The sequence below is a fragment of the Streptomyces sp. NPDC003016 genome (assembly GCF_053591455.1).
Window position 1 is genome coordinate 72,438 of sequence record NZ_JBSFTV010000007.1, and the last position, 22,218, is coordinate 94,655.

General features: G+C 70.0%; 21 protein-coding genes. 14 read left to right on the forward strand and 7 right to left on the reverse strand.

Going from position 1 to position 22,218, the window contains the following annotated elements; all coding sequences use genetic code 11:
- Positions 1–57: 57 nt before the first annotated feature.
- Entirely contained in the window at positions 58–891 is an 834-nt protein-coding gene (locus tag ACWDZ4_RS08000; RefSeq protein WP_451507560.1) for an alpha/beta fold hydrolase, read from the reverse strand.
- Positions 888–1,892, reverse strand: coding sequence for a Gfo/Idh/MocA family protein (locus ACWDZ4_RS08005; RefSeq protein WP_451507561.1), 1,005 nt, complete (start codon positions 1,890–1,892; stop codon positions 888–890). The genes ACWDZ4_RS08000 and ACWDZ4_RS08005 overlap by 4 nt, the downstream gene beginning before the upstream one ends.
- A gap of 108 nt (positions 1,893–2,000) precedes the next feature.
- Here ACWDZ4_RS08005 and ACWDZ4_RS08010 point away from each other — a divergent pair, with 108 nt between their 5' ends.
- The 7 genes from ACWDZ4_RS08010 to ACWDZ4_RS08040 all read left to right on the forward strand — a co-directional run bounded on the left by ACWDZ4_RS08010 (position 2,001) and on the right by ACWDZ4_RS08040 (position 8,752).
- The gene (locus tag ACWDZ4_RS08010) at positions 2,001–2,765 is read left to right on the forward strand and encodes a GntR family transcriptional regulator (RefSeq protein WP_451507562.1); all 765 of its coding nucleotides are present in this window, start codon (positions 2,001–2,003) and stop codon (positions 2,763–2,765) included.
- A gap of 147 nt (positions 2,766–2,912) precedes the next feature.
- The gene (locus tag ACWDZ4_RS08015; protein WP_451507563.1) at positions 2,913–3,908 is read left to right on the forward strand and encodes a sugar ABC transporter substrate-binding protein; all 996 of its coding nucleotides are present in this window, start codon (positions 2,913–2,915) and stop codon (positions 3,906–3,908) included.
- Between the two features lie 95 nt (positions 3,909–4,003).
- Positions 4,004–5,017, forward strand: coding sequence for a sugar ABC transporter substrate-binding protein (locus ACWDZ4_RS08020; protein WP_451507564.1), 1,014 nt, complete (start codon positions 4,004–4,006; stop codon positions 5,015–5,017).
- Positions 5,014–6,081, forward strand: a complete 1,068-nt coding sequence (locus ACWDZ4_RS08025) for an ABC transporter permease (protein WP_451507565.1) — start codon at positions 5,014–5,016, stop codon at positions 6,079–6,081. Before ACWDZ4_RS08020 ends, ACWDZ4_RS08025 begins: the two co-directional genes overlap by 4 nt.
- Positions 6,048–6,872 (forward strand): ATP-binding cassette domain-containing protein, encoded by an 825-nt coding sequence (locus tag ACWDZ4_RS08030; RefSeq protein ID WP_451507566.1) that lies wholly within the window; start codon positions 6,048–6,050, stop codon positions 6,870–6,872. Before ACWDZ4_RS08025 ends, ACWDZ4_RS08030 begins: the two co-directional genes overlap by 34 nt.
- A 150-nt stretch (positions 6,873–7,022) precedes the next feature.
- Positions 7,023–8,171, forward strand: coding sequence for an ROK family glucokinase (locus ACWDZ4_RS08035; protein WP_344491219.1), 1,149 nt, complete (start codon positions 7,023–7,025; stop codon positions 8,169–8,171).
- Positions 8,171–8,752, forward strand: a complete 582-nt coding sequence (locus ACWDZ4_RS08040; protein WP_451507567.1) for a hypothetical protein — start codon at positions 8,171–8,173, stop codon at positions 8,750–8,752. The genes ACWDZ4_RS08035 and ACWDZ4_RS08040 overlap by 1 nt, the downstream gene beginning before the upstream one ends.
- A 543-nt stretch (positions 8,753–9,295) precedes the next feature.
- On the opposite strand, the gene ACWDZ4_RS08045 is transcribed toward ACWDZ4_RS08040, so the two are convergent.
- Positions 9,296–10,564 (reverse strand): cation:proton antiporter, encoded by a 1,269-nt coding sequence (locus ACWDZ4_RS08045; protein WP_451507695.1) that lies wholly within the window; start codon positions 10,562–10,564, stop codon positions 9,296–9,298.
- Between the two features lie 770 nt (positions 10,565–11,334).
- On the opposite strand from ACWDZ4_RS08045, the gene ACWDZ4_RS08050 reads away from it, so the two are divergent.
- Both ACWDZ4_RS08050 and ACWDZ4_RS08055 read left to right on the forward strand, forming a co-directional pair.
- Positions 11,335–11,766 (forward strand): NfeD family protein, encoded by a 432-nt coding sequence (locus tag ACWDZ4_RS08050; protein ID WP_451507568.1) that lies wholly within the window; start codon positions 11,335–11,337, stop codon positions 11,764–11,766.
- Between the two features lie 3 nt (positions 11,767–11,769).
- Entirely contained in the window at positions 11,770–12,807 is a 1,038-nt protein-coding gene (locus tag ACWDZ4_RS08055; protein ID WP_451507569.1) for an SPFH domain-containing protein, read from the forward strand.
- Here the strand turns inward: ACWDZ4_RS08055 and ACWDZ4_RS08060 are convergent.
- The 3 genes from ACWDZ4_RS08060 to ACWDZ4_RS08070 form a co-directional block, all read right to left on the reverse strand.
- Positions 12,770–13,588 (reverse strand): hypothetical protein, encoded by an 819-nt coding sequence (locus tag ACWDZ4_RS08060; RefSeq protein ID WP_451507570.1) that lies wholly within the window; start codon positions 13,586–13,588, stop codon positions 12,770–12,772. The two genes, ACWDZ4_RS08055 and ACWDZ4_RS08060, sit on opposite strands and share 38 nt — an antisense overlap.
- A 756-nt stretch (positions 13,589–14,344) precedes the next feature.
- Positions 14,345–15,685, reverse strand: a complete 1,341-nt coding sequence (locus tag ACWDZ4_RS08065) for an endonuclease domain-containing protein (protein ID WP_451507571.1) — start codon at positions 15,683–15,685, stop codon at positions 14,345–14,347.
- 94 nt (positions 15,686–15,779) lie between these two features.
- Positions 15,780–16,864 (reverse strand): IS630 family transposase gene (locus tag ACWDZ4_RS08070; RefSeq protein ID WP_451507572.1). Its coding sequence is split into 2 segments (ribosomal slippage): positions 15,780–16,418 and positions 16,421–16,864, totalling 1,083 coding nucleotides; the frame shifts between segments, so codons are not numbered across the junction.
- A 287-nt stretch (positions 16,865–17,151) separates the two neighbouring features.
- Here ACWDZ4_RS08070 and ACWDZ4_RS08075 point away from each other — a divergent pair.
- The 5 genes from ACWDZ4_RS08075 to ACWDZ4_RS08095 all read left to right on the forward strand — a co-directional run bounded on the left by ACWDZ4_RS08075 (position 17,152) and on the right by ACWDZ4_RS08095 (position 21,479).
- Positions 17,152–17,382: a hypothetical protein gene (locus ACWDZ4_RS08075; protein WP_451507573.1), complete on the forward strand. Its 231-nt coding sequence runs from the start codon at positions 17,152–17,154 to the stop codon at positions 17,380–17,382.
- A 528-nt stretch (positions 17,383–17,910) separates the two neighbouring features.
- Positions 17,911–20,130, forward strand: coding sequence for a sensor histidine kinase (locus ACWDZ4_RS08080; RefSeq protein ID WP_451507574.1), 2,220 nt, complete (start codon positions 17,911–17,913; stop codon positions 20,128–20,130).
- Positions 20,127–20,531 carry a roadblock/LC7 domain-containing protein gene (locus tag ACWDZ4_RS08085; RefSeq protein WP_451507575.1) on the forward strand — a complete coding sequence of 135 codons (405 nt, stop codon included), beginning with the start codon at positions 20,127–20,129 and terminating at the stop codon, positions 20,529–20,531. Before ACWDZ4_RS08080 ends, ACWDZ4_RS08085 begins: the two co-directional genes overlap by 4 nt.
- 53 nt (positions 20,532–20,584) lie before the next feature.
- A complete protein-coding gene (locus ACWDZ4_RS08090) occupies positions 20,585–20,902 on the forward strand; it encodes a DUF742 domain-containing protein (RefSeq protein WP_451507576.1) in 318 nt (105 codons plus the stop codon).
- A complete protein-coding gene (locus ACWDZ4_RS08095) occupies positions 20,889–21,479 on the forward strand; it encodes a GTP-binding protein (RefSeq protein ID WP_208881454.1) in 591 nt (196 codons plus the stop codon). The genes ACWDZ4_RS08090 and ACWDZ4_RS08095 overlap by 14 nt, the downstream gene beginning before the upstream one ends.
- Positions 21,480–21,562: 83 nt before the next feature.
- Here the strand turns inward: ACWDZ4_RS08095 and ACWDZ4_RS08100 are convergent, their stop codons facing one another.
- Positions 21,563–22,180, reverse strand: a complete 618-nt coding sequence (locus ACWDZ4_RS08100; protein WP_451507577.1) for an NUDIX hydrolase — start codon at positions 22,178–22,180, stop codon at positions 21,563–21,565.
- Positions 22,181–22,218 lie beyond the last annotated feature (38 nt).

Here is a 22,218-nt window from a genome sequence, read left to right on the forward strand (position 1 = left end):
GAGCCCCGGCCGCAAGCCCCGCGGGGCCGCTCCTCCCCGCCCCCTCCCGCCACCCCGCTAAGGCGCGACCGCCGCGGCGAACCCCGCCGGGTCCTCCGCCCACGGCATGTGCCCCGCCCCCGCGAGCGTCACCCGCCCGACATCCGGCAGGGCCTGCGCCAGCGAGTCCACCGCCCGCCGCGGCCGGAGGTCCTGTGCGCCGTCCACGATGACGACCGGCACCCTCAGCCCGCCGCACGCCACGTGGAGCTGATGTTCGCTCATCGTCCTCGTCTCGGCGACGATCTCCGCATGGCACTCGGAGTTGACGCCGAACCAGGGCGTGGCCATCCGCTCGGCCAGCACGCGCGCCCGTTCCCGGTCCGGTCCCGCGAAGTCCGCCGCCCACTGGAGCACGCACATCTCGCGCTCCTGCGCCTCCGTGAGCCGCTCCCCGGACCTCAGCTCCTCCCAGCGCGGCAGATCTTCGCCGATCGCGGAGCGCAGGTTCCGTACGAACTCCGGGTGCCAGGCGGACTCCGGTCCGATCCCGGTGCCCGAGACGTACACCAGCCGCGTCACCCGCTCCGGATGCGCGAGCGCGTAGTGCAGGGCGAGCCGCGCGCCCCAGGAATGGCCGAGCAGCGTCACGGACTCCAGCCCGAAGTGGCGGCGTACGGCGTCGAGATCGGCCACCGACCCGGCCACCGAGTAGGGGCCGCGCCGCTCGGAGCGCCCGCAGCCGCGCTGGTCCCAGCGGTACACCGCCGCCCGGCCCGCGAGCAGCGCGGCCACGTCCTCCAGGGTGTCCCACAGTCCGGGCCCGCCGTGGCACAGGACCACCGGATCGCCCGCGCCGGACCGCTCCGCCCACAGCGTCGCCCCGTCGTCCGCCTTCAGCGCCGTGGTCATGACGAGGGGATCTCTTCCATCCGCACCGGACGCCGCTCCCGGCGCGAGCGCTCGCACGCCTCCGCGATGCGCAGCGCGTGCAGCGCCTCCCCGCCGTCGCAGGGGTTGTCCCGCTCGCCCCGTACGAGCCGGACGAAGGCGTCCAGCTCCGCCTCGTACGCCGGGGCGAACCGCTCCAGGAAGCCGGGCCACGGCTGCTCGCAGGCCGGCGGGCCCTTCGGTTCGGTCGAGGTGATCGGCGTCCGGTCGTCGAGGCCGACCGACACCTGGTCGAGCTCGCCCGCCAGCTCCATCCGTACGTCGTACCCGGCGCCGTTGCACCGGGTGGCCGTCGCGGTGGCGAGCGTGCCGTCGTCGAGCGTGAGGACCGCCGCGGCCGTGTCGACGTCGCCCGCCGCGCGGAACATCGCGGGCCCCGCGTCGGACCCGGTGGCGTACACCTCGACGACCTCGCGTCCCGTGACCCAGCGCAGGATGTCGAAGTCGTGCACCAGGCAGTCGCGGTAGAGGCCGCCGGACAGCGGCAGGTACGCGGCGGGCGGCGGCGCCGGGTCGGAGGTCGTCGCCCGTACGGTGTGCAGCCGGCCGAGGCTCCCGGACCGCACGAGCGCGCGCGCCGTGGTGTATCCGGCGTCGAACCGGCGCATGAACCCGAGCTGGAGCACGCTCCCCGCCGCGTCGACCTCCCGCAGCGCGCCCAGCGTCCCCGCCAGGTCGAGCGCGATCGGCTTCTCGCAGAACGCCGGCAGCCCGGCTCGCGCCGCCCGGCCGATCAGCTCGGCGTGCGCCGAGGTGGCGGAGGCGATGACCACGGCGTCCACGCCCCACGCGAAGATCTCGTCGACCGAGGGCGCGGCGGTCGCGCCGAGCCGGTCGGCGACCGCGACGGCCCGCGCCGTATCGGTGTCCGTGACGAGAAGAGCACCCACTTCCCGGTGGCGGCTGAGCACGCCAGCGTGGAATGAACCGATACGTCCCGTGCCGATGAGTCCGATGCGCATGGCCCCAAAGTGGTGCCCTGCCGCCACCCTGTCAAGGGTTTGTCCGGACAACCGGACGACCGGACCTCAGGACTTCCTGTGGTCATTACCTGGGGCTACGCTCACTGCGTGTCGAAACCCGCGGCTGACTCCACCATCTCCCTGCAGCTCGGCGTGGACCGGAACAGCCCGGTCCCGCTGTACTTCCAGCTGTCGCAGCAGCTGGAGGCGGCGATCGAGAAGGGCCGGCTCGCCCCCGGGAGTCTCCTCGGCAACGAGATCGAACTGGCCGGACGCCTCGGCCTGTCCCGCCCCACCGTCCGCCAGGCCATCCAGTCGCTCGTCGACAAGGGCCTGCTGGTCCGCCGCCGCGGTGTCGGCACCCAGGTCGTGCACAGCCAGGTCAAGCGCCCCCTCGAACTCAGCAGCCTGTACGACGACCTCGAAGCCGCGGGCCAGCTGCCCGCCACCACGGTCCTGCGCAACACCCTCGAACCGGCCACCGCCGAGGTCGCGGCGGCGCTCGGCGTGGCGGAGGGCAGCGACGTACACCTCGTCGAGCGGCTGCGCCTCGCGCACGACGAGCCCATGGCCCTCCTGCGCAACCACCTGCCCACCGGGCTGCTGGCCCTCGACACCGGGCACCTCGAAGCGACCGGCCTCTACCGGATGATGCGCGCGGTCGGCATCACGCTGCACAGCGCGCGCCAGTCGGTGGGGGCGCGCGCGGCCGGGGCCGACGAGGCGCGGCAGCTGGGGGAGGCGGAGGGGGCGCCGCTGCTGACGATGCAGCGGACGACGTTCGACGACACGGGGCGGGCGGTCGAGTTCGGTTCGCACATCTACCGGGCCTCGCGCTACGCCTTCGAGTTCCAGCTGCTCGTGAGGCCGTAGAAGCACCGCTGCGGAAATACCGTCGGGGAAGCACCCGGAGCACTGCCGCGTCAGTATGTTCGGACAAAGTATTGACGAGGGATCGCGTACGCCGCTAGAACTCCCCCAGCCGCAACGGGGCGGCCGGGAGACAAGGCGGAACCCACGATGCGTACCTACCGCACGGCAGCAGCCCTCCTCGCCGCAGGCGTGCTCGCCCTCACAGCCGGGTGCAGCTCCGGGGGCGGCAAGGAGTCCGAAGAGAAGAACGGCGACAGCGGCGGCGGGAAGGCCGTGGCCACCGAGCGCCTGAAGATCGCCATGGTGACGCACTCCGGAGAGGGCGACACCTTCTGGGACATCGTCAAGAACGGCGCCGAGCAGGCCGCGGCCAAGGACAACGTCGAGTTCCTGTACGCAGCAGACAAGGAGGGCAAGGGACAGGCCCAGCTCATCGACTCCTACGTCGCCAAGAAGGTCGACGGGATCGTGGTGACCCTCGCGAAACCGGAAGCGGTCAGGGCCTCCGTGGAGAAGGCCGTCGCGGCCGGCATACCCGTCGTCACCATCAACGCGGGCGGCGAGCACTCCGGGGCGGCCGGCGCGCTCAGCCACATCGGCCAGGAGGAGTCCGTCGCCGGCGAGGCCGTCGGTGAGGAGCTCAACAAGCGCGGCAGGAAGAAGGCGCTCTGTGTCCTTCACGAACAGGGGAACGTCTCCCTCGAAGCGCGCTGCGCGGGCGTGAAGAAGACGTTCCGGGGAACGGTCGAGAACCTCAACGTCGAGGGCACCGACATGCCCGCCTCGACCTCCTCCATCGAGGCGAAGCTCCAGACCGGCCGGGACATCGACACCGTCGTCACCCTCGGCGCGCCCTTCGCGGCCGCCACCGTCAAGGCGAAGGCGGGCGCGGGAAGCGAGGCGGAGGTGAACACGTTCGATCTCAACGCCGAGGTGGTCAAGCAGCTCAGGGCCAAGGAGATCGGCTTCGCCGTCGACCAGCAGCCGTACCTCCAGGGCTACCTCGCCGTCGACGGGCTGTGGCTCCACCGGACCAACGGAAACGTCCTCGGCGGCGGAAAGCCCGTCCTCACCGGCCCGGCCCTCGTCACGGACAAGGACGTACCGGCGCTGCAGAAGTACACGGCCCGTGGTACCCGATGAAAACCGTACGAACACCCGTAACCCATACTTGGTCGGCCGGGGACGGTCTGAAGGATCCCCGGCCGCACCGAGGAGTACGGGAAGGGCACGGCGTCGTGGCAAGGGTTCGGACAGGGGTACGCGCGGTGGGCGCGGTGCTGGCGGCGGTACTCGGGGCTTCCCTGGTGGGATGCAGCAGTACGGGCGGCAAGCGCGCCGAGGAGCGGGCCGAGCAGGCCGCCGCCCGGGGGAAGGCCGCGGTGAGCACACCCGAATGGACCGTCGGCATGGTCACCCACTCGGGCGACGGCGACACCTTCTGGGACATCGTGCAGAGCGGCGCCGAGCAGGCCGCAGCCAAGGACAACATCAAGTTCCTGTACGCCCACAGCGACGAGGGCCAGCAGCAGGCCCAGCTGGTCGACTCGTACATCGACAAGAAGGTCGACGGGCTGATCGTCACCCTCGCCAAGCCCGACGCGATGAAGGCCGTCGTCGCCAAGGCCGCCAAGGCCGGCATCCCGGTGATCACCGTCAACTCCGGCTCCGCCGAGTCCAGGGACTTCGGCGCGCTCGCCCACATCGGGCAGGACGAGACGATCGCCGGTGAGGCCGTCGGCGAGGAGCTCGGCAAGCGCGGGAGGAAGAAGGCGCTGTGCGTCCTGCACGAGCAGGGCAACGTCGGCCACGAGCAGCGGTGCGCCGGAGCGAAGAAGACCTTCGACGGTGAGATGCAGAACCTCTACGTCGACGGCACGAACATGCCCGACGTACAGGCGTCCATCGAGGCGAAACTCCAGTCGAGCAGGGACATCGACGCCGTCGTGACCCTCGGCGCTCCCTTCGCGGACGCCGCCGTCAAGGCCAAGGAGCAGGCCGGCAGCGAGGCCGAGATCGACACCTTCGACCTCAACGCCCAGGTCGCGACCGCCCTCCAGAACGGCACGCTCGGCTTCGCCGTCGACCAGCAGCCCTACCTCCAGGGGTACGAGGCCGTCGACCTGCTGTGGCTCTACAAGTACAACGCCGACGTGCTCGGCGGCGGAAAGCCGGTCCTCACCGGGCCCCAGATCATCACCGAGAAGGACGCCGCCGAGCTGGAGGCCTACACGAAGCGGGGGACCCGATGACCGCGACCGCACCGGCCCAGGCGCCGGCCCCCGGCCGGAAGGCGCCCGCCGACGAACGGCTGCTGAGGACGTCGCTGCTGCGCAGACTGCTCGGCCGCCCCGAGCTCGGCTCGGTGGTCGGCGCCGTAGCCGTCTTCCTCTTCTTCGCGGTCGTCGCGGACAGCTTCCTGCGCCCGTCCAGCTTCGGCACCGTCCTGTACGCCGCGTCCGTGATCGGCATCATGGCCGTCCCGGTCGCGCTGCTGATGATCGGCGGCGAGTTCGACCTGTCGGCCGGCGTCCTGGTGACCAGCTCCGCGCTGGTCTCCTCGATGTTCAGCTACCAGATGACGGCCAACATCTGGGTCGGCGTCCTCGTCTCGCTCCTGGTGACGCTCGCCGTCGGCGTGTTCAACGGCGTCATGCTCACCCGCACGAAGCTGCCGAGCTTCATCATCACGCTCGGTACGTTCCTGATGCTCACCGGCCTGAACCTGGGCCTCACCAAGCTGATCAGCGGCACGGTGTCGACGAAGAGCATCGCCGACATGGAGGGCTTCACCTCCGCGAAGGCGCTCTTCGCGTCCCAGGTCACCCTCGGCGGTGTGAACCTCAAGGTCACCGTCGCGTGGTGGCTGGCCCTGGTGGCCGTCGCGACCTGGATCCTGCTGCGCACCCGCGCCGGCAACTGGATCTTCGCGGTCGGCGGCGGGACGGACGCGGCCCGCGCGGTCGGCGTCCCGGTCGACAAGACGCGCATCGGCCTCTACATGGGCGTGTCCCTCGGCGCCTGGATCTCCGGTCAGCACCTGCTCTTCTCCTTCGACGTCGTGCAGTCCGGCGAAGGCGTCGGCAACGAGCTCATCTACATCATCGCGGCCGTCATCGGCGGCTGCCTGATCACCGGCGGCTACGGCTCGGCGATCGGCTCCGCGGTCGGTGCCTTCATCTTCGGCATGACCAGCAAGGGCATCGTGTACGCCGAGTGGGACCCCGACTGGTTCAAGTTCTTCCTCGGAGCGATGCTCCTTCTGGCCACCCTGCTCAACGCATGGGTACGCAAGCGCGCGGAGGCGACCCGGTGACCGAACACGCGACGACCCCCCTGGTCGAGCTCCACGACGTCAGCAAGTTCTACGGCAACATCAAGGCCCTGGAAGGCGTCTCCCTCGAAGTCCACGCGGGCGAGATCAGCTGCGTACTGGGCGACAACGGCGCCGGCAAGTCCACCCTCATCAAGATCATCGCGGGTCTGCACCAGCACGACGCGGGCACCTTCTCGGTCGAGGGCGAACCGACCCGGCTGGCGAACCCCCGCGACGCCCTGGACCGGGGCATCGCGACCGTCTACCAGGACCTCGCCGTCGTACCGCTGATGCCGGTCTGGCGTAACTTCTTCCTCGGCTCCGAGCCGACGAAGGGCGCGGGCCCCTTCAAGCGGCTCGACGTCGGCCTCATGCGCGCGACCACCCGCTCCGAGCTGCTGCGCATGGGCATCGACCTGCGCGACGTCGACCAGCCCATCGGTACGCTCTCGGGCGGCGAGCGCCAGTGCGTGGCCATCGCGCGCGCCGTCCACTTCGGGGCGAAGGTCCTGGTCCTCGACGAGCCGACCGCCGCACTCGGCGTCAAGCAGTCGGGCGTCGTGCTGAAGTACGTCGCGGCGGCGCGCGACGCGGGCCTCGGTGTTGTCCTCATCACGCACAACCCGCACCACGCCCACCTCGTCGGCGACCGTTTCGTGCTCCTCAAGCGCGGCGCGATGTCCGGCAGCCACACCCGCGACGAGATCCCCCTCGACGAGCTGACGCGCCAGATGGCGGGCGGCAGCGAGCTCGACCAGCTCAGCCACGAGCTGGAGGCGGGCCGGGCCTGATGCCGCCGCGCGCGGTGGTCCCCGGCCCGCCCGACGCCCGCGGGCCGGGGGTCCGGGGCGGGGATCCCCGTCCCGCGCGTCCCGCACCCCGCCCCACCGGATGGCAGAATCGGCCTCTGACCGCCACCGGCCCGAGACCCCGCAGGGGACATGAGCACGTACCGAGACTTCGCGCACCGCGGTTCCGCCCGCGCCACCGTCCTGAAGACCGTCGGGACCCGTGAGCGGCGCTCGCATCTCAGCGCGCCCCGGGTGCCCACCGTCGGGATCGACATCGGCGGCACGAAGGTGATGGCCGGCGTCGTCGACGCCGACGGCGTCATCCTCGAGAAGATCCGCACCGAGACCCCGGACAAGTCCAAGAGCGCCAAGGTCGTCGAGGACACCATCGTCGAACTGGTCCTCGACCTCTCCGACCGCCACGACGTCCACGCGGTGGGCATCGGCGCGGCCGGCTGGGTCGACGCCGACCGCTCCACGGTCCTCTTCGCCCCGCACCTGGCCTGGCGCAACGAGCCCCTGCGCGACGCGATCTCGGCCCGTCTCGCGGTCCCCGTCCTGGTCGACAACGACGCCAACACCGCCGCCTGGGCGGAGTGGCGCTTCGGCGCCGGACGCGGCGAGGACCACCTCGTCATGATCACGCTCGGCACCGGCATCGGCGGCGCGATCCTGGAGGACGGCCAGGTCAAGCGCGGCAAGTACGGCGTCGCCGGCGAGTTCGGCCACATGCAGGTCGTCCCCGGCGGCCACCGCTGCCCGTGCGGCAACCGCGGCTGCTGGGAGCAGTACAGCTCCGGCAACGCCCTGGTGCGCGAGGCCCGGGAGCTCGCCGCCGCCGACTCCCCGGTCGCGTACGGCCTCATCGAGCGCGTCGGCGGCCACATCCCCGAGATCACCGGACCGCTCATCACCGAGCTCGCCCGCGAGGGCGACGCGATGTGCGTCGAGCTGCTCCAGGACATCGGCCAGTGGCTCGGCGTCGGCATCGCCAACCTCGCCGCCGCGCTCGACCCCTCCTGCTTCGTCATCGGCGGCGGCGTCAGCGCCGCCGACGACCTGCTCATCGGCCCGGCCCGCGACGCCTTCAAGCGCCAACTCACCGGCCGCGGCTACCGCCCCGAGGCGCGCATCGCCAAGGCCCAGCTCGGCCCCGAGGCCGGCATGGTCGGCGCCGCCGACCTCGCCCGCCTGGTCGCGCGCCGCTTCCGCCGCGCCAACCGCCGCCGCCTGGAGCGCCACGAACGCTACGAGCGCTACGCCCAGGCCATCCGCTCCACCACTCAGGGAACCCCGTAATGACCCCGCCCGTGACCCAGCAGCCCCCGTCCGCGGACGACGCGGGAAAGCCTCCCGAGAACCGTCGCCGCATGATCGCCCGCCGCTGCCTGACGGCGGTCGTCATCGTGCTGCTCATCGGCATTCCCGCGGGCTACCTGCTGACCTCCGCCGAGCAGAGCCGCGACAGCGGCCGCGACAAGGCGAAGGTGGCCTCCGCCACCGGTCTCACCGAGGGCTTTCCGTCGCGCATGACGCGCCGCATCTACGACGTACCGATCCCCGGCAAGGCCCGGGACGTCGCCTACTACGAGACGAACAACTGGAAGAGCAGCAGGCTGTACGTCCAGTTCAGCACCGTACCGCCGGGCCTCGACTGGTTCCTCGGCCGCATGGGCACCGACCGGGCCGCCCTGGCGGACGGCAGGATCACGATCAGCGAGCGTGACGCCAGGGTCGTCGGCTGGACCCTCGACCCCGGCCGCTCCTGGGCCGGCACCACGATCGACCAGAAGGATCCGCAGCCCACCGTCGACATCACCGTCGACGAGACCGACCCCGCGCGCCCCTTCGTCCGCGTCGTCTCCACCGCCACCCCCTGACCCCCGACGGCCCGGCGCTGGCCCCCGGGCCCCTCGCCGGGCACGACCTGGCACAGGTCGCAGGGACGGTTCAGGGGCGTCCGGCCTGTCCAGGGGCGGGGCGGAAACCAGCCGGCGGGCTGCAGGGACTGGGGCGGCCGGCCGGGGAGGCCGGCGTCCTCCTCGGGTCCCTGGCTTCGGCACTGACGGCGTGCGTGCCGCTGAAGCTGAGGAACAGCGAGTACCGGCGGCTGTACGAGGAGGAGACCCACGAGGAGAACGCCGACGGCGTCCCGGCGTCCACCAGCAGGACCACTCCATCCGGTCGCGGAACAGCACCTCCCCGGAGCCCCCGCACGTGGACCGGGCCCACCGGAATGACGGCCCCGGCGCCCCATCCGTACCCGGAAGACCACCCACCTGTGCGTCGCCGCTCTGCACCGGGGTACGAACAGCCGATGCCATGTCGACTCCCGTGGAAACCCCGCTGCCGCACTGCGTCACCTGCGCGCCCGGCGCCTTTCCGGAACCGCCTTTCCGGGCTGCCCGTGCTCTTGGCCGGCCTCAGATCCTGTTCCTGTCCGGTGTGCGGCTGCGCCTGCGGTCCAGACGGCCGATGACCGGCGTGGCCATCGCTCCGTGCAGCATCACCGAGGTGAGTACGGTGAACGCCACCACCGCCCACACCTCCCGTTCGAGGCCGCTGAAGGTGTTCTGGCCGAAGGCGTAGGCCACGTAGAACAGCGAGCCGATCCCACGGATCCCGAACAGTGAGATGACGGCCCGCTCACGGAGACCCGCTACCCCGTTGAGCTGTCCGAGCCATCCGGTGACCGGCCGGATCACCACCAGCAGCACGAGCCCGACGGCCGCGCCCTGCCAGGTCAGCGGGGACAGGGCGCCGGCGGCGATGTAGCCGCCGAGCAGAAACAGTACGGCGGCGGTGAGCAGCCGTTCGATCTGCTCGGTGAATTCGTGCAGCACCTTGTGGTAGCCGTGGCTCCGTTCAGCGGCGCGTATCGTGCACGCGGTGACGAAGACGGCCAGGAAGCCGTACCCGTGGGCGAGTTCCGTCACTCCGTAGACCAGGAACGTGGCGCCCAGCGCCACGAAGCCCTCCATGTGCTCGGACAGCCGCAAGGTCGATGTCCTCGCGCGGAAGAACATCCACCGCAGCAGCCGGCCGACAGCCACCCCGAGGACGAGCCCGACGGTGCACTTGCCCAGCACATCCGTCAGCAGCCAGGGACCGATCCAGTCCGCCGACCAGCCCGCTCCGGCGGTGGCGGCCAGCGCCACGGCCGCGTAGACGACCGGGAAGGCGAGACCGTCGTTGAGCCCCGCCTCGCTCGTCAGCGAGAACCGCACCTCGTCCTCGTCATGCTCGGAATCAGTCGGCTCACCGACCCTGACCTCCGCGGCCAGCACGGGATCGGTCGGTGCGAGCACGGCGCCCAGCAGCAGTGCCACCGCGAGGGGCCAATCGAGGACCAGCCATCCGAGGAGGGTGAGGGCGACGACGGTCAGCGGCATGGTGATGCCCAGCAGCCGCCAGGTGCCCGACCACGTCCGGCGCCCGAACGGCCGGTTGATGGCGAGTCCCGCGCCCATCAGGGAGACGATCACGCATGCCTCGGTGATGTGTTCCGCCCACAGCCGGTCCTCCACGGGATCCACCGCGGGCAGCGGCAGCGGCAGGAGGTACATCACCACACCCGCCGCGAGGAAGGCCATCGGCATGGACAGCGGCCGCTGGGAGACCACTCGGGGCAGGACGGCCGCGCCCAGGGCCCCGAGCCCCAGGCACAGGTACACCAGGTCCGAAAGCGTCACTCGCATCACCCATGCCTCGGTAGTCGGTTCCAGCACCCGCCTACCCAGGCACCGCACACCATGCGCGCATCCGGATCGGGTGTCGCGGCCAGTCACCGGTTTCTCCTCCCGCCACCAGTGGGCCGGCAGAGGCAGCGCACGCGGCGGGAGACGCGGAAGGCGGCGCGAACGGCCCCACGCTTTCTCCGTGGCGGCTCGTGCCCCGCCGGCTTCGTCCGAGGACCGGTTCGTCATGATCCACAGGCCGGGCCCCGTGCCGGACACGTGAACAGTCACCGCGTGCGGTGCTCTTCGCGGACACCGGCTCCTCACGTCGCCTTTCGCCTGTTCACCGCTGCCGCGTACCGCGTCGGCCCAGCCGTACGGGGCGGACCGCTCCCCCGCGCCCGGAGCGATCCGCGGGGCCCGCCCGCTGCCGGCCACTCGCGGCTCCGCTGTTCCCGGCCGCCCAGGTGTACGGCTGCGTACGCCGCAGGAGCTGTTCTCCCAGTCGCCGGCTCCGTGTCCCACCCGGGGGCGACGGACCACGCAGACCATGGCCCGTCGCGAAGAACCGGGGGCCGGCTCGCTTCGTCTGCACGGCAGGAGACCGTTTTCCAGTACCCGAAAAGGGTAAAATCGTCCCAAAAGCAAGTGGCTGTCCGGGTGCCTTGTCCAGCACAGCCGCTCATCGCGCAGAGGTTTTTCTCGGAGGCGCTCTGTCACGCACAGGCGGCCCGGGGCACTCGTCCAGCCATGCGCCCAGCCGCACCGGTCGGGAGGGGCAGGCAATGGATCTATGGCTGATCTGGCTGATCGTCGCCGCGGTACTGGCCGTGGCGGAGATCTTCACTCTCACTGCTGCGCTCGGAATGCTGGGCGGGGCCGCGCTGGTGACGTCGGGATTCGCGGCGGTCGGACTTCCGCCGCCTCTGCAGTTCCTGGTGTTCACTGTCGTCGCTGTGGTCAGCGTGGTGTTCGTGCGTCCCCTCGCGCTGCGGCATGTGCTTCAGCCCCAGGTGGAGCGATTCGGTATAGACGCTCTGGTCGGCAGGCCCGCCTCTGTGACCTCCGAGGTGACGGGTCTGGGGGGAAGGGTTCGTATCGGTGGTGAGGAATGGACGGCCCGCGCCTATGACGAGACGCTGGTGATTCCTCCCGGCACGACCGTCGACGTCATCGAAATCAGCGGCACCACCGCACTCGTCCACCCCCGGGAGTGAGCCATGGAAGCCTCGGCGTTCCTTGTCGCCGGACTGCTCGTCGCGCTCTTCGCGGTCTTCACCGTGTTGCGGGCGGTACGCATCGTGCCCCAAGCGCGCGCTCGCAATGTCGAAAGACTCGGCCGCTACCACCGAACCCTGAAACCCGGCCTCAATGTCGTCATCCCTTACATCGACCGTGTCCACCCGGTGATCGACCTTCGGGAACAGGTGGTCTCCTTCAGCCCGCAGCCGGTCATTACCGAGGACAATCTGGTCGTCGAGATCGACACTGTCCTCTACTTCCAGGTGACCGACCCGCGAGCGGCCTTCTACGAGATCGCGAATTTCCTCCAGGCGGTCGAGCAGCTCACCGTCACCACCTTGCGCAACGTCGTGGGCTCCATGGACCTGGAGAAAACCCTCACCTCGCGCGACACCATCAACAACCAGCTCCGCGGCGTCCTGGACGAGGCGACGGGCAAGTGGGGGCTGAGAGTCAACCGGGTGGAGATCAAGGCCATCGACCCCCCGCAGTCCATCAAGGACGCGATGCAGAAGCAGATGCGGGCCGAGCGGGACAAGCGGGCCGCGATCCTCGGGGCCGAAGGGCAACGCCAGTCGCAGATACTCACCGCCGAAGGCGACAAGCAGTCCGCTGTCCTTCGCGCGGAGGGCAACCGCACCGCGGAGATCCTCAAGGCCGAGGGCCAGTCCCGGGCCATCGACGAGGTGTTCCAGGCAGTTCACCGCAACGACCCCGACCCCAAGCTGCTCGCCTATCAGTACCTGCAGATGCTGCCCCAGCTCGCGCAGGGCCCGGGCAGCACGTTCTGGGTGATCCCCAGTGAGATGACCTCCGCGCTCCAGGGGGTGTCCCGCGCCTTCAGCGAGGTGCTGCCCCAGTCGTCGGCCACCCGCGAGAGCTCCTCGGACGACAGGGCTGCCCAGGCCGCCGACGACGCTGCGCAGGCGGCGGAAGCCGCTGCCGAGGCCCTCGCCGACGCAGCCGAGGCCGATGGCATCACCTCCAGCAGCCCTCCCGGCCCTGACGGTCGATGAGGGCGACCGGACAGGGGGAAGCCACCGGCCGCGGTGGGGCACGACGGCGAAGAACGCGGGTGTTGCGGTGTGCTCCGCGTTCCGCCGGAACCGCTGCCGCGGCACCGCGGTCCGACGACTGCGTCGACCAGCCCCCGAAACCGCCGGAGCACGGCACCTGCGACAGCGAGACCGGCTTGACCGTCGCGCTCATGGGCGAGGGCACACCGACCGGTCGTCGTGAGAGGGGCGGGGCCCGCTGGGTTCGCCCCGGCGATGTGGGATTTCGTGATGCGGCCATGACGGTGCCGTCGTCGTGGAAGGAGATCGGCCCGTTCCATCTGCCGGTTCCGTGGGTGTTGTGCGGGGACGAGCGGCTGAGGAAGGCGGCCTGACGGTATTCCTCCGCACGGCCCTTCTTGACGAGTTCGTACAGGTGCTCGGCCATGCCGGAGAATGCCTCGGTGCGTACGGACCCCATACGGAAGACATGGTCCGTGCCGACGAATTTCGTCCCGCCGACCTCTATGTCTGCGTCGTCCATGCTTGACGTGGCGGCGAAGGTGGGCACGTCATAGTGGTGTCGTCCCTGGCGTGTGGTGAGGTATTGAGCGGTTTGTGGTCCTCCGCCGGCCAGAGCGGTCAGGTTGGCAGCCCCGGTACGGGCCAGGAGCCGGCCGAACCAGCCGAGGCCGCTCTCGGCTGCTTGGAAGCCGTCGACGGTCCGTGCCTGTTTCCCGTCGCGGGCGGGAATGTGAATGGCGTTGGGGTGGGGGATTCCGGGCTTGTCTCTGATCTCCATGTCGGCGTTTCCCGGAGCGCCTGGTGTGCGGAGGGGAAGAAGGGCTTCGCCACGCGTCTGCAGGGCGCTGGCCACGATTTTGCCCTGTCGCATGAGTTCAGCGGACAGCACCAGGCAGGGCGTCGTGTTCCACGGGCCTATGTGCATGCCCTCGGTCGGCTCGGCGCCCTTTACCAGTTGCTGGAGGGTGGCGCTGCGTGTCGGCCCGCCCCGCTTGCTCGGTTCTTGGTGGTTCCCTCGGCACGCTACGAGCGTGACTTTCGACGGCTCGCCGGGCTTCCCGGCTTCGATGAGGTAGTCGGGGCGGGGCCGTGAGCTCTTGTTCCGTTGTGAGAGGTCCAGGGCCAGTCGGTTTTCCGCGAGCCCGCGCCCCATTCCCCGGCCGGCCAGTACGTAGCCACGCGCCACGGCGTGCAGCACCTGCCACGGTGTCAGGGCGATCGTCTGACTGCACTCGGCTCATGGAACGGGGAGCAGTTCAGGTTTCCTGCGTACTGGTGTCTGTCCCTTCTCCCGGCGTTTCTTTGCGACATCGGGGCGGAAGGTGAACGAGCGTGACCGGTACGTCCCTGCCTCGCCCGGAAACGCCGCCCGAGCCACCAGCACCGTCTGCTCCGGGACCCTCCGGCCATCCCACCGGCCGCATCGATATCCGTACCGCCTCCACGGCCGCACGACAGGAAAGCGGCCCCGCCGACGATCATCGCGAAGCCATCCACGCCCCGCAGCGAATTGAGCAGCAGAGTCGGTGCCCGCTCAAAACAGTTCCAGGTCCTCGCCGCTGGTGTCCGAGATGACTGGCCGGAACTGGGCAGGGAGGCCGTCCAGGCGGTCAGGACCGGCCGCGGCGGCCACGGCAGGGGCCGTCTCGGCCAACCAGGCACGAAACCGCTCGGTGGCTTCGCGGTAGGGGACTCGCGCCAGGACACGGTGCTCGCCGGAGGGGCAGAAGTCGACGGCGACAGTGAGCAGGCAGGAACGGGGCGCGTTCTGACTGCCCGACCAGGATACGCGCAGGACACCGCAGGGTGTGCGTCCGCGGGAGGCGCGGTGGGTCGGGCGCAGCGATCGGCAGGCTGTGTGGGCGGTCCATGCGGCGAGGTGCGGCAGGGGCAGGGTGGTGCGTGCGCGGCAGCCGGGGCAGCGGTGCCAGTGGCGGAGCCAGTCGCCGGTGTCGGTGTGGAAGAGGCGTGTGTAGCGGTTCGCCACGCGGATGTCGTTGCGGTACAGGTGGTCGGGGCGTTCCTGTGTGTTGCAGGACTGGCAGACGGGGGCGCGGACGTAGCCGTGTTCGTGGCAGTGGTCGAGCACGGTGGCGGGCGCAGTGCGGCAGACGGCGCACGCCCACCCAGCCACCCGGCGGGAGGTACCGGGCTTCCTGCTGAGCACCGAGTACAGCTGGCCTTCCAGCTCTTTGTGGTACGGGCGCAGTGAGGCGGTGGGGCCCTCGGGGCTCGTCGTCTGCCGACCGCCGGCGTCTCGGGCCCGCCGGGGGTGGGAGGGCGGCTCGGTGACGGCTGCGCTTGCCCGGCGGGTCCGCGCGGCTTGCACCCACTGCGTTTCGGCGTGCTCGGCCGCGTCCAGCAGCCTGACCACAGCACGCGGCAGCCACCACGTGCGCTGCGTCCCGTCGCGGTTCTGCTCCACGAGTATCTGTCGCCAGTCGATCCCCGCCAGATGGTACGGCCGGCCGACTTCACGTCGTGCTGCCCGCTCGGGGCCGTCCAGCTCCTGCAGTTCCCCCGTGATGCGCTGGCGCCAACGCAGCGGCGTTTCCTCGTTGCACTCCTGCCTCGGCGCCCCACGAAACGGACCGATGCGGACCAGGTCCTGCCGATCCATCCCAACCGCGTTCAGTTCCGCGGCCACCCGGCGCACCTCGACCTCCGGAACACTCCACCGACCACCGCCCGCCCTCACCGCCACCACATGGCCGCCGAGCAGGACGTACCCCGCCCGGGCACGGGCAGGAGAGCAGGTGAATGCCCCAGAAGCCGTCGGCACAGCGCTGTCGGCCGTCAAATCGACCCACAGGGCGTCCGCGGCAACCAGGGTGATCAGGCCGTCCGTGCGACCGGGCATGACACGCTCTGACATAGCGACAGGCTAACGGCCTGCAACGCGGCAACGGGTCCCGAGTGCCTCGGTCAGCCGGGCCGCCGCCCGCAACTCCTTGTTCCTGAGCATCTGGTTACTGAGGTTGTAGGCGTGGTGTCGTGAGTGTGAGTCTGGTCGCGGTGAGGCATCCGTCGATGATGTCGCTGCGGTACTGGAGCTGGCGGAGGCCGTGTCGTAGTCGGCGGATGAGGTGGTCGGGGTCGGTGAAGGCGGTGTTGGCCTGGCTGGTCCGGCGGAGGACCGACCAGATGCCCTCCACCGGGTTGAGGTCGGGTGTGTAGGGCGGCAGGTGGTAGGCGGTGATCCAGTCCTGCGCGTCGATGAAGGCCCGCATGCGGCGGTCCTTGCGGACGTTCAGGTTGTCCCAGATGAGGACGATCGGCCCGCCGAGCTGCCGGTGGGCGGCGATGAGGAGGTCGCGGTACTCGGTCCAGGCGAAGCTCTTGCGGCCGCCGCTTTTGTGATCGGTATGCCGTTTGGGCCGGTAGACCAGGCGGGAGCGTTCGCCGGGTTTGTAGCAGCGCAGGGCCGCGATGGAGAAGCGGCGCTGGGAACGGCCCCTCACCCGGATGAGCGGGGTGGATCCGCGCCTGCCCCAGGTGCGGGAGGTCGGCGGCGTCATCGAGAACCCGGCCTCGTCCTCGAAGGCGATCCAGGCCCCGAGCGCCGCCGCGGTGGTTCCAGGTGCGGCCACAGCGCCTTCGTCCAGCCGGCCACGGCTGCCTCATCACGCTCGACGGCACGACGGGCCGGAACCTGATGGCTCCAGCCGTGTCTCCGCAGCATCTGCGAGATGCCTGACAACGTCATGCTCTGGTGGAATCGCCGACCGATCAGTGTCTTGATCCTGGCCAGGGTCCATCGTTGATCCGGCCAGCCGTGCGCGACTGGTCCTTTGGCCGACTCCTCCTCGAGCACGGCGAACAGCGCATCACTCAGCTTCGGACGCGACGCCGGGCCGCGGGAACGGACCGCGTCCTGCCCGGCCTCCCGCCAGGCCTGACGCCACCGCTGGACCGACCGGACGCTGACCCGTAACTCTTTCGCGATCTCCGTACTGCCCCGCCCGTCGGCGAACATTCCGACCGCTTCCATCCGGACCCGCTCACGGAACGCTTGCCTCTCCGCGGTCAGACCCCCACCCTGCGGATACCTCATACCTCCGGCATACCGCGACAATCACCAACCGTCAGCCCCTACGACAAGACGACTTCAAGGTCAGTAGTCAGCACCTCCCGTGCCCGTAGCCTCGCCACCAGAACGGCAAGAACCGGGCAAGTCGCCCTCGCACACCAGCGGTCTCCGAGCCCAGACGAATTGAGCAACAGAGTCGAGGGTTCACCGGGCTGGTCTGCGTATCTCAGTTTGCCCGGCAGCATGGCAGTGGGAACCTCTGCATCCGATATCTGCCAGTATCGCCATTTCTGGAGAGTCAGGATGGTGTCATGACGACGACATCAGGAACAGAAGCTGTGGCTGTGCTGGAAGGCGTGTATGCGGCCGAGGTGCACTATCTGGCTGCTGGCGGACCTGGCGTCGCCACCTTTGAGTCACTCGCGCAGCTCTTCGCCGCCGATGTGGTGCTGCACCAGGCCGAGTCGCTGCCCCATGGCGGCATTTGGCGTGGCCCGGAACATCACGGTGAGCAGCACGCCGTACAGGAGCAGAGGTGGTAGCGGGCCACCGGCCGTGGGGGCATGAGGCCGGACAGGACGACGCCCGCAAGGATGGTGGCCGCGAAGGCGCAGGCGCGGACTGCAGGCCCGTGAAGAGCCGCAGCTGCCGGATGGCCGTGAGCACCGACGTCATGCCGGCCAAGACGTGCGACCGGGGGAGCGGGTTGCCCTGTCTGCACGAGCACGCCTGTGCCCAGGCGTCAGGTGAACGCCAATGTCCGGTGCGTAACGACTCCGTCGCCTCTACCACATGTGGCTAACGGAAGTCATCTCTCCGTTTATCCGGTGCGGCTGGTTATGATCGGTACCCCACGTCGTGTCAAAGCCGAACCGGACTTCCCCCAGTCCTGGACCCAGGACTGTGTCCGGTCTCGGCTGTTGGGCCGTCCCCACTGTTTCCCCGCTCTCCGAGGACTGATGTCTCCCATAGAACCCGAAGGCACACGAGGGCAGCCGGCGACGCGTCGGCGGCGTACTCTTCGCCTGCGTACGCTGCTCATTTGGCTGGCAATCGTCCCTATTCTGGCGATGAGTGCCCAAGTGGTCATGACCGTGCAGCGGCTGGTGCACCAGTCGGAGCAGCTGCGCGCTGATGTGGCAGTTGGTGAGCGGACCTACGTACCCCTGACCAGGCTGATGGTCGGAGTGCAGGCTGAGCGGACGATGACCGCCACACGGTGGGCGGGCGGCTCCGTGTCCGAGAAAGAGCTGCGCGAGCGGCGCGCGGCCACGGACCGGGCCGCGGACGAGTTCCGCCGGGTGGCGGACGGAGCCCTGGCGGCGACCGGGCGCGAGGACGAACATTACGTCGCGGAGCTGAAGCACGGCCTCGCGGATCTGGCCGCGTTCCGCGAGCGCGCGGACGCCCGCAGCGGGGGCGCGGATCGGACGATCGGCTACTACTCCGACCTCGTCGACCGCATCATCCGGGTGTACCAGAACCAGTTCAGCCATGCGGAAGACGCCGAGCTCATCCAGGAGAGCGGCGTGGTCGTCACGGTGTTCACGGTGTCCGAGATGGTGGCACGCGAGACCACCATCCTCGCCATGGCCGGGCCGTCCAGGCGCCTGAGCCCTTCCGGGTTCGCCGAGTTCGTCAACTCCGTCGGATCCCAGCGGTACCAGTACGACGAGTGGGTCGCGCCGTATCTGACGGCCGAGGACAGAGCGGCCTACGGCCAGGTCTTCGCCTCGGACGGCTGGAAGACGAAGGTCCGCATCGAGGACGCGGTCATCTCCGACCACCAGAACACCGCGTCCGGCATCAAGCTGCCCAAGGAGGCCGACGCCTGGCGGGCCGCGTATGACGAGTTCGAGGGGCGCCTTGCCGCGCTCGACGCGAAACAGGGGCGAGCACTGCTCGTGCACGCCGACGCCAAGGCCACGCAGCTGGAGAACGAGGTCATCTGGCTGATCGCCGGAAACGGCGCAGCCGTCTTTGCCGTCGCGGCCGTCATCGTGCTCACCACGCGCTCCGTGCTCCGCCGCCTGCGTGGTCTGCACCAACGTACGGTGGCCATTGCTGAGGACACGCTGCCGGATGTCGTTGCCCGGCTCCAGCGCGGGCAGCCCGTCGACGACGATGCGCTGCCCGCGGTGAGCGGAGACCAGGACGAGGTCGGACGTATCAGCGACGCGTTCGCCCGGGTCGTCTCCGTATCCGTCGACGGGCATGCGCGGCTCGCGGCCGAGCGTCAGGGCTTCGGTATGTTCGCCGCGGGCATCGCCTCGCGCACCGGAAACCTGGTCAGCCGCCAGTTGGCCCTCACCGACGAACTGCAGGACGCCTTCGGGCACGACGAGGAGCTTCTCGCCCGGTTGATGCGATCCGACCAGTTGACGGTGGGTATGCGGCGGCAGATCGAGAACCTGCTCATCCTGGCAGGTGGGGAGATCCCCGATCCGCACACCGAGCCCATGCGCGTCGCCGACCTGCTGCGCGAAGCCGCCGCGGAGGTCGAGGACTTCCGGCGGATCGAGCGCCAGGCCCTGGACGAGATCAGCGTGGTACCGCGGGTGATCAGCGAGATCAGCCACCTCCTGGCAGAACTCCTCGACAACGCCACCCGGTTCTCCCCGCCGCAGTCGAAGGTGGTCGTCCGTGCCGAACTGGTGACAGACGGGCTGTTGGTCGACATCGAGGACCGCGGGCCTCGGGTGACCGCCGCGACCTACGAGGAGATGAACGGGCGTCTGCACTCGGCCCCGCCGTATTCCGTCCTGGCGGAGAACGCGCACCGGCTCGGACTCTTCGTGGTCGGCCACATCGCCGAACAGCTCGGGGCCACAGTGACGCTGCGCCGCTCGGTATACGGGGGGACGTCGGCCGTGGTGATCCTTCCCGGGGAACTCCTTGTGCCGACCGAACCGGTCCGGGCGGGAAAGGAAGCGCCGCGCGCGGCGGCGACGCCCGCCCCGGCACCGGGCCCGCTCGACGAACGCAAGCCCGAGCTGGTCCTGCACGCGAAGACCGGGGCGGCCGGCCGTAGGACGCCGGAGCGCTCGCCCGAGCAGCCGGTGAAGAGGAAGCCGCCGGTCCCTTCCGTGACACGGGACGGTGGCGCGAAGCCGGCCCTCCCCGAGCGGGTCCCGCAGGCTCACATCGCCGAGCAGCTCCGCGCGCCACACGCACCGGAGACTGCCGTCGATCAGGACGCGGCGACACCCGAGGAAGTGGCCGACGCCTGGGCGGACTACGAACACGGCACTCAGACAGTGGAAGAAGAACTCCGACAGGAGCAGCCATGACGACGACAACGAACGACATGATCTACAGCGTCCTGGACAACAACCTGAGCAGGATCGCCGGCATCCAGGGAGCCGTACTCCTGTCCAACGACGGGATCAAGCTCAGCTCGTACGAGCTGGAACGGGACCAGGCGGAGCGCATAGCCGCCGCGTCCTCCGGCATCGCTTCCACGATGAAGGCGATATCCAGGGAGGTCGACGGCGGCCGGGTGATCCGCCAGCTGGTCGAGATGGACGACAGCTATCTCTGCATCGTCGGGTGCGGGGAGGGCAGCACGCTCATCGTGGTGACCTCCCGCAAGGCGCGGCTGGGGGAGCTGGGCGGTGAAGCCGTGCGCACCGCCCAGGCGCTCGGTGAGTGGCTGAGCACGCCTGAACGCGGCCAGGCGCAGCGGTCGTAATGGCGGACGAGCCCGGGCCGCGAGAGGGAGGCCGCCGCCGGACGCGGCTGTACGTGCTGACCGATGGACGTACGACGGCTGCACACACCGCCCTCACCATGGACACCACGATCACGGCGGTGGCCGTCGCGGACGGCCACGGCGGCCTGCCCAGCGAGTGGCAGGCCATCCTCGCGATGTGCTCGCCTCCGGGCGGCCTGGCGGTCGCCGAGATCGCGGCGCGCATGCACATCCGCCTCACTCCCATGACGCTTCTTCTCGGCGAACTCGCGGATCGGGGGCTGATCGAGCACCGGCCGCCCCTGGAAGGGGCCGAGACCACCAATGTCCACCTGCTCATGAGAATCAGGGACAACCTTGCCCGGATATGACACCCCTGCCCAGGAAGCGGACCCCGTCAAGATCCTCATCGCTGGGGGATTCGGTGTCGGCAAGACGACCCTGGTCGAGACGGTCTCCGAGATCGAGCCGTTGCGCACCGAGGAGCGGCTGACGAGCGCGGGCGTCGGCGTCGACGACCTCGACGGCATCGAGTCCAAGGCGGTTACCACCGTCGCGATGGACTTCGGCCGCATCACCCTCACCGACGCACAGGTCGTGCTCTACCTGTTCGGCACACCTGGCCAGGAGCGCTTCTGGTTCATGTGGGACGACCTGCTGAACGGGGCACTCGGGGCGATCGTCCTTGTCGACACACGACGCCTCGACCGCAGTTTCCCGGCCGTCGACTTCTTCGAGAACCGAGGGCTTCCGTTCGTGGTCGCCGCGAACTGCTTCCACGGCGAACAGCCCTACACCGCCGAGGAGATCAGGGCGGCGCTGCATCTGCGTGACCCGAACACACCCATCCACTTGCTCGATGCCCGCTCCCGTGACGACGCGCGCGGTGCGCTGCTCTCGCTTCTGGACATGCTCATCACCAAAGCCGGGGTCGCGGCGACCGGCTGACTACGGCCTGCCACATGGTGGCGTGGAGGCTCACGACCGCGATCAGGGGAATGGCGACCGAGCTGAGTGAGGGACCCAGGACGTCACCGGCCTGGCCTGTCCAGCAGAGGCGGAAGTCGCGGTGCCGCCACGGGCTCGCGTCCACGGGGGCATGTGCTGCCGTCCACCGGGGCCGCCGCCGCCCGGGTGCTGTACGCGTAGGGAGTGAAATGCGCGGAAGTGTGATCGATGGGCAGGTCGGGACGCCAGGCGGTGAGGATCTGGGCGCTGCACACGAACAAGCCGTCGGGAAGCTGGTCGAGCGGATACCGGGCCCGGTCGCCGGCGTTCTCGTCGGGGCCGGGTGGTCGGCCTCCCCTGCCATACGTGGACCGGGGCGCCGACGGTGAGGCGTACGACGTCCTCAACGTGGTCGAGAGCGTGCCCGGGAGCGTGACGTCCTCGATTCGGGCGTGCAGCCCGGTTTCCTCGGCGAGTTCGCGGACCACGGTCTGTTCGAGGCACTCGCCGGGTTCGACGGTGCCGCCCGGAAGTTCGAGGGTGCCGCGGCGGTGTCGGCCGAGCAGTCCGCCCTGTTCGCTCAGGATGATGGCGCCGACGCCGATGACGGCGTGCGGTGCGGGCGGGCGCGTCGTGCGGGGGCGGCTGGAGAGGGGTGCGGGTCGGCTCGGGAGGCGGCGGGCACGGATCAGCCGCTGCACGACCGGCGCGCTTTCTTCCGGGTGGTGCAGCACCACTG